The 6,507-nt window shown below is 63.2% G+C and carries 6 protein-coding genes; 3 read left to right on the forward strand and 3 right to left on the reverse strand.

Features of this window, described 5'->3' with window-relative positions:
• Positions 1–64 precede the first annotated feature (64 nt).
• Positions 65–1,591 (forward strand): long-chain fatty acid--CoA ligase, encoded by a 1,527-nt coding sequence (locus KA184_09765; protein MBP8129850.1) that lies wholly within the window; start codon positions 65–67, stop codon positions 1,589–1,591.
• 157 nt (positions 1,592–1,748) lie between these two features.
• Positions 1,749–3,668, forward strand: a complete 1,920-nt coding sequence (locus KA184_09770; protein MBP8129851.1) for a 1-deoxy-D-xylulose-5-phosphate synthase — start codon at positions 1,749–1,751, stop codon at positions 3,666–3,668.
• A 40-nt stretch (positions 3,669–3,708) separates the two neighbouring features.
• Here KA184_09770 and KA184_09775 read toward each other — a convergent pair whose 3' ends face one another.
• On the reverse strand, positions 3,709–4,125 hold the full coding sequence (locus KA184_09775; protein ID MBP8129852.1) for a Dabb family protein: 417 nt from the start codon (positions 4,123–4,125) through the stop codon (positions 3,709–3,711).
• A 30-nt stretch (positions 4,126–4,155) separates the two neighbouring features.
• Positions 4,156–5,160, reverse strand: coding sequence for a hypothetical protein (locus KA184_09780; GenBank protein ID MBP8129853.1), 1,005 nt, complete (start codon positions 5,158–5,160; stop codon positions 4,156–4,158).
• A gap of 279 nt (positions 5,161–5,439) precedes the next feature.
• Between KA184_09780 and KA184_09785 the strand changes: the two genes are divergently transcribed.
• Positions 5,440–6,270: an SDR family NAD(P)-dependent oxidoreductase gene (locus KA184_09785; GenBank protein ID MBP8129854.1), complete on the forward strand. Its 831-nt coding sequence runs from the start codon at positions 5,440–5,442 to the stop codon at positions 6,268–6,270.
• Positions 6,271–6,278: 8 nt separating this feature from the next.
• Here KA184_09785 and KA184_09790 read toward each other — a convergent pair.
• Positions 6,279–6,507, reverse strand: a 229-nt coding sequence (locus KA184_09790; protein ID MBP8129855.1) for a hypothetical protein, incomplete at its 5' end; no start/stop codon positions are given.

Raw genomic sequence — 6,507 nt, forward strand, 5'->3', positions numbered from 1 at the left:
CCCGTTTCCGGTTTTTTTCGTGCAAGACAACTGTCATCCAGAACCTGTTGAAGGGATTGGCTGCGTGAGCTTGAATCTAGCCGATTGCCTGCAGATGGCCGCCGATGCCGCGCCGGATAAGACGGCGATCATCTTTGAAGAAGAAAGGTACACGTACGCGGAACTCCGCGCCGCGGCCCACCGCGTCGCGCACGCTCTCCACGCGAGTGGCATCCGCCCCGGCGACCGGGTCGCCATGATGCTCCCGAACACGCCTCATTTCCCCATCATCTACTACGGAATACTCCTCGCCGGCGCGGTGGCCTCCCCCATGAACGTCATGCTCCGGCAGCGGGAAATCCTCCATCGACTCCGCGACATGCGGGCGAAGGCGTTCTTCGTCTTTGACCTGTTCGCGGGCGAAGCAGCGCTCGCGTTCGACCAAGCGCCGGAATGCGATCATCTGATCGTTGCGGAGGCCGACATGCAGCCGGCGGCGCCTGATATAGGCGTGTCTTTTGCGGCGCTGATGGGGCAGGCCAGCCCGGACTTCGACATGGTCCAGACCATGCCGGACGACGACGCGGTAATCCTGTACGCGTCCGCGCACGACGGGCGCATGCGCGGCGCGCGGCTGACCCACTTCAATCTGTTCCAGAACGCGCTGGCCATCAAGGAATACGCGCTTGGTTACTATCGCACCGACGTTTGCGTCACCGTGCTGCCGCTCTTTCACGGCTTCGGGCAAACCACGATGATGAACGCGCCCATTCTGGCGCAGGCCTCTGTCGTGCTGTTGCCCGCCTTCGACCCCGCCAAGATGTTCGAGGTTATCACCCGCGAACGCGCGACTATCCTGGCCGCCGTTCCCACCATGATGCATTTCCTGGTGCACCACAAGCGCGCCGCCGAGGCGGATTTCTCGTCGCTGCGCTGCGTGATTACCGGCGGCGCCGCCATGCCAGTGCCGCTCGCCGCCCAGTTCACCGGCCTGTTCGGCGTGCCCGTGCTCGAGGGTTACGGCCTGACGGAGACCAGCCCGGTGGTCTGCTGGAACCCCGACGCGGAACGGAACCGGCCCGGCTCGATTGGCCTGCCCATCTGGGGCGTGCGCATGCGTATCATGCGCGAGGACGGCACTTTCGCGGGCCCCGGCGAAGAGGGCGAAATCGTCATTCGCGGCCACAACGTCATGAAGGGTTACCTCAATCTGCCCGAAGTCAACCAGGAAGTCTTCCGGCACGGCTGGTTTCACACCGGCGACCTCGGCCGTACGGACGAAGACGGCTACTTCTATTTCACGGGCCTGAAGAAGGACATGATAAATCGCGCCGGCATGAACGTGTACCCGAGAGAAGTGGAGAACGTGCTCCTCGAGCACCCCGCCATCCGCGAGGCGGCGGTCGTAGGCATACCCGATCCCGTCCGCGGCGAAGAAGTCATGGCCTGCGTCGTACTCGAGCCGGACATGACCGTCACCTCGCGCGAAGTGATCGAATTCTGCCGCGAACGCATAGCCGCCTACAAAGCCCCGCGCAAGGTTGAATTTCTCGACGCCATGCCAAAGAACGTCCACGGCAAACCCGACAAGAAACAGCTGCGCAAGAAATAGCCGGCACGGCCCGGCGGTTTCTGCTGACGCTGACTTTTCTCCTTTCCGGCCCGGCATGGTATACTGAGCCTTGCTCTTGGAAGGAAGCGGCAGGCCCCGATACAGGGGTGGTTTTGTCGTTCTGCGAGAAACAGGCAGGGATGCGTGCAAGCCGCCCATGCGAATACTGGATAAGATAGACAGTCCCGGCGATTTGAAGGCGCTACAGGCCCACGAACTCGAAACACTCGCTCAGGAACTGCGCGAACAGATAATCGAGACGGTAAACCGCAACGGCGGCCATCTCGCGTCGCCGCTCGGCGTCGTGGAACTGACCTTGGCCCTGCATTACGTCTATGACGCAGGCCGCGACCAGATTATCTGGGACGTAGGGCACCAGTGTTACGCACATAAGTTGTTGACAGGCCGCCGCGAGGTGTTCGATTCGCTGCGCAAGGCGGGCGGCATCAGCGGGTACCCCAAGGTCAGCGAGAGCCCCTTTGATGCGTTTGGCACCGGGCACAGCTCCACGTCCATTTCGGCCGCGGTCGGAATGGCCGTGGCGCGCAAACTGCGGGGCGAAAACCATCATATCGTTGCGGTCATCGGCGACGGCGCCATGACCGCAGGGATGGCCATGGAAGCGCTCAGCCACGCGGGCGACCTCGGGCTGGACCTGCTCGTCGTTCTGAACGACAACGAAATGTCCATATCGCCGAACGTCGGCGCATTGTCCCGCTACTTCAACCGGCTGATCACGGCCCTTCCCTACAAACGCGCAAAGGAAGACGTCGCCAGCTTCGTGAAGATGCTCCTCAGCGAGCGGACGGTCCGGCGGATTCAGGACATCGAGAAGGCCGCCAAGGGCCTCATCACGCACGGCGCGTTTTTCCAGGAACTCGGTTTCAACTACATCGGCCCCGTCGACGGCCACGACCTGCCGCTGCTTGTAGCGGTGCTCACCAACCTCAAGCAGATGCACGGCCCCATCCTTTTCCATTGTCACACCGAAAAGGGCAAGGGCCTGCGCGTTGCCGAGCGCGACCCCCTCGCGTATCACGGGATCAAGCCCATGGCGCTCAAGCAGGAAGACAGCGAGGGGTTGCCGCGCGCGCCGGAAGCAAACGGCAGCAAACCGGCCGCATGCACTTTCACCGACGCCTTCGCCAGGGCGGTCATTGAAGCCGCCGAGGCGGACTCGCGCGTCGTCGGCATCACCGCCGCCATGCCCACAGGCACGGGGCTCGCACAGTTTGCGGAACGGTTCCCAGACCGCTTTTTCGACGTCGGCATTTGCGAACAACACGCCGTCACCTTCGCCGCCGGGCTGGCCGTGCGCGGCCTCCGGCCGGTCGCCGCCATTTACTCCACTTTCCTGCAACGCGCCTACGACCAGCTTATCCATGACGTGTGCCTGCAACGGCTGCCCGTCGTCTTCGCCATCGACCGCGCGGGGCTCGTCGGAGAGGACAGCCCCACGCAAAACGGCACCTTCGATTTGTCGTACCTCAGAGCCGTGCCCGAGCTCACGATCCTCGCGCCGCGCGACGATGTGGACACGGAACTCATGCTCCGCTGGGCGCTCCAGCAAGACGGCCCCGTGGCCATACGTTACGCCCGCAGCAAGGCCCCCACGATTGGCGCGCAGGCCGATCGCGACGTCACGCGCGGCCAGATACTCCGGCACGGCATGGACGCCACGTTGCTCGCCGTCGGACCTTGTGTTGCAGCCTGCCTTGCAGCCGCCGAAACGCTTGCCGCGGAGGGATGGAACCTCGGCGTGGCGGATGCCCGGCGGGTCAAGCCGCTGGACGCCGCGCTACTCGACGCCGTAGCGGACCGTCCCATCATCACCGTCGAGGAAAACACGCTCGACGGCGGCTTCGGCGCAGCGGTAATCGAGCATTTCAACGCGCTGGGACGCCTGGACGGCATGCGCATCCATCGCATCGGCATTCCGGACACGTTCAGCGAGCAGGGCACACGCGAGGAGCAATTGGCAATGCATGGCCTGGACGCGAAGGGGATAGCGGCGTTCGCGCGCGTCTGCCTCGCCGAAACGCCCTCCGCCGCGCCAACGAAACTCTCGGTGCTTTAGGCGCTGCGACCCCGCGGGAGCAACGAGGCCCGTTTGGGGTTCAAGGCTGAGTCCAATAATCGACCACAACCACCTTATCCAGAACAGGGCCCAAAGAGGCGCCGAAAGCCTTGTGTTCCGGGTGCGGCAGGTAGGCGTCGCGGTCCGCTTCCGACAAGAACGTGAGCATGAAGCAATGCGTAAAACCCTGAGCAAGGCCCTCTTTGCTCACGTCCGTGCCCCATTCGAGGCTGTGGACCGTGCTGATCTTGTCCTTCAGCGCGCAGAAGGCCTTTTCGACCGCCTGAATCTGATCGGGCGCCGCGTCATCCTTGAATTTTAAGAGCACTACGTGCCGCAGGACCGGCGCCGGTTTCGCGGCATCCGCGGCGAATGCCGCGTCTCCAGAACTCAGCCACCACCCGGCCGCGAACGCCGCCATCACGACGCCAAGAACAAGAATCGCGCTTTTTCGCATGACAATCACTCCTTCCGCTGTTGAACGCGCCTAGGGCTGCGTTGTCCCGACAGGCTCTTCCGTCCGCTCGTCGCAGATGGCCGCCAGCGACTGTTGCCGCTGCGGGTTCTCGCGGCGCGCATCGAAGTGTTCGGTTATTACGCGCTTCGAAAAGCTCGGAGCATAGGCCGCGTAATTTGCCGTGCGCGCCTGCACTTCCGGCGTGCGCCAGAGGGGGCAGTATTCGCGCCGCAGGATCTCCAGCACGCGGTCTTTCCGCAGGCCGGTGTAATGAGAATTGTTGTACGACTCGTCGAAGTCGGGCGTGATGTAATCGCGCATGTCGAAGGGCCGCGCGAGACGCCACTGGCCACCTTCCTGTCGAAAATGCGCATCATCCCCTTCGCAGCACGACCGGGCCATCAGAAATCCTTGAAAATTCGCCTCGAGGTCCGCGTGCGAAAAGATGCCGTCCACCAGCCCGCCCACGAAACTGCTCTCGATCGCCACGCCCCACAACACCACTTTGCGCATCGCCTTTTCCGTGTCCAGGCCATCCCGGCGGCATCGCAGATAGCGCTGGAAATATCGGCGTCCGAAACCGAAAAAGTGGCCAATCTTGTCCGTGCCAAAATAGATGTTGCCAACCCGGACCGTGCGCGTCATGGGCAATACGAAAGGGAAGGCGGTCAAGTCCCGGTAGATGCTCATGCGCTGATACGCGAAGAAGGACACGCCGCGGTCCGGGAACCGGTCCACTTCCGGCGCATGATTCGCCCATGCGCGCACCCGCGAGGAGTGAAGCCCTTGAAACAAATACTGGTAGAACTCGATCGTCAGTTGCTCCGGGGATTCCAGGGGCTTCGTCCGTTCATTAACGCGATTCAAGAAGACCTGCGCTTCCTGGTTCAGGAACGCATTGAACGGCTCCGCGCTGTCTGACAACACCACGCCCCAACTGAGGTACTGGTCCGTTTCGGCGGCGGACGCCACGCCACAGATGCCGAGCAGCAGAAGAGACGCCGCCGCAACGGCGTGCGAACCACGCCTGCGCACCCATGTTGGGCTTCCGCTGCCCCGTGCTGTGGCGGTCAAGATGGCCAAGCTCCCAGTAATACGCGCGCAATCCGTATGGACGGCATACTACCACAGGCCCGCGCCAGCGCGACAAGCACCGACGAACGCCCCACGGGAACCGCCCCGGAAAGGGCCGTGTCCCGTCCGCATCCGCACACAGGGCGCCGGATTCGCGCGGCGCCTCCAGAATCGTGTACTCTTCCCCATTATGTGGCGGGTGGGAATCACGCTATTTCGCGGAAACACAGGAGTCGTCTCATGGCGGATATGCTGTCAAATCAAGTAGCTATTGTCACGGGCGCGGGGCGCGGCATCGGCGCTGCCGCCGCGAAACTGTTCGCGCGCGAAGGGGCAAGCGTCGCCGTCAGCGACCGCGATGCCGCCCCGGCGGAAGCGGTAGTAGCCGAGATCCAGGCCGCGGGCGGCAAGGCCATCGCCTGCAACGGCGATATTACGGACCCCGCCTTTCCCGCACAACTGGTCGCGAAGTGCATCGAGGCCTTCGGCAAGCTCAACATCCTCGTCAACAATGCCGGCTACACGTGGGACGGCATGTCGCACAAGATGTCCGATGAGCAGTTCCAGGCCATGTTAACCATCCACAACGTTGCGCCTTTCCGGCTGATCCGGGCGGCCACACCCTACATGCGCGAGGCGGCGAAACAAGAACAGGCCGACGGCAAGACCCCAGAGCCGCGCTGCATCATCAACGTGTCTTCCGTCGCCGGCCTGCACGGCAACGCGGGACAGATCAACTACAGCGCCGCGAAGGCGGGCATCATCGGAATGACAAAGACGATGGCGAAGGAATGGGGCCCCCTCGGCATCCGCTGCAATACGGTCGCATTCGGGTTCATCGATACGCGTCTCACGGCATCGAAGGAAAGCGCGGAAACCGTCAAGGTCGGCGACCAGGAAGTGCAGTTGGGCGTGCCCAGCCATCTGCGCGACATGGCGCTCATGGTCATTCCGCTGGCGCGCATCGGCACGCCGGATGAGGCCGCCGGCGGCATGGTCCTGCTCGCGTCGCCCTATGCGTCCTACATCACCGGCCACGTGCTCGAGGTCACCGGCGGCATGGGCATCTGAACCCGCGCTCAACCGTACGGATTGTTCAGCGTCGCCATATGGCCCAGCAGCGCAACCCATGTGCTGCAGATGGGCCATCTCTCCTGGTACTTGATATAATCCACGTGCCCGTCCATGTACAGCACATTCCCGCCGCCCGGGATGTGATTGAACGACGGCATGTTTCCGATTGGGTCCGACGGCCACACCGAGACATCCCACATGACGGAAATCTCGCTCTGGGCCTTGCTCGTCGCC

The sequence above is a fragment of the Candidatus Hydrogenedentota bacterium genome, from assembly GCA_018005585.1.
Taxonomy (GTDB): Bacteria; Hydrogenedentota; Hydrogenedentia; order Hydrogenedentales; family JAGMZX01; genus JAGMZX01.

Bases quoted from the DNA above. Each gene is read 5' to 3' on its own strand.
- KA184_09770 (MBP8129851.1), top strand. From the start codon at position 1,749: ATGCGAATACTGGATAAGATAGACAGTCCCGGCGATTTGAAGGCGCTA.
- KA184_09775 (MBP8129852.1), bottom strand. From the start codon at position 4,125: ATGCGAAAAAGCGCGATTCTTGTTCTTGGCGTCGTGATGGCGGCGTTC.
- KA184_09785 (MBP8129854.1), top strand. From the start codon at position 5,440: ATGGCGGATATGCTGTCAAATCAAGTAGCTATTGTCACGGGCGCGGGG.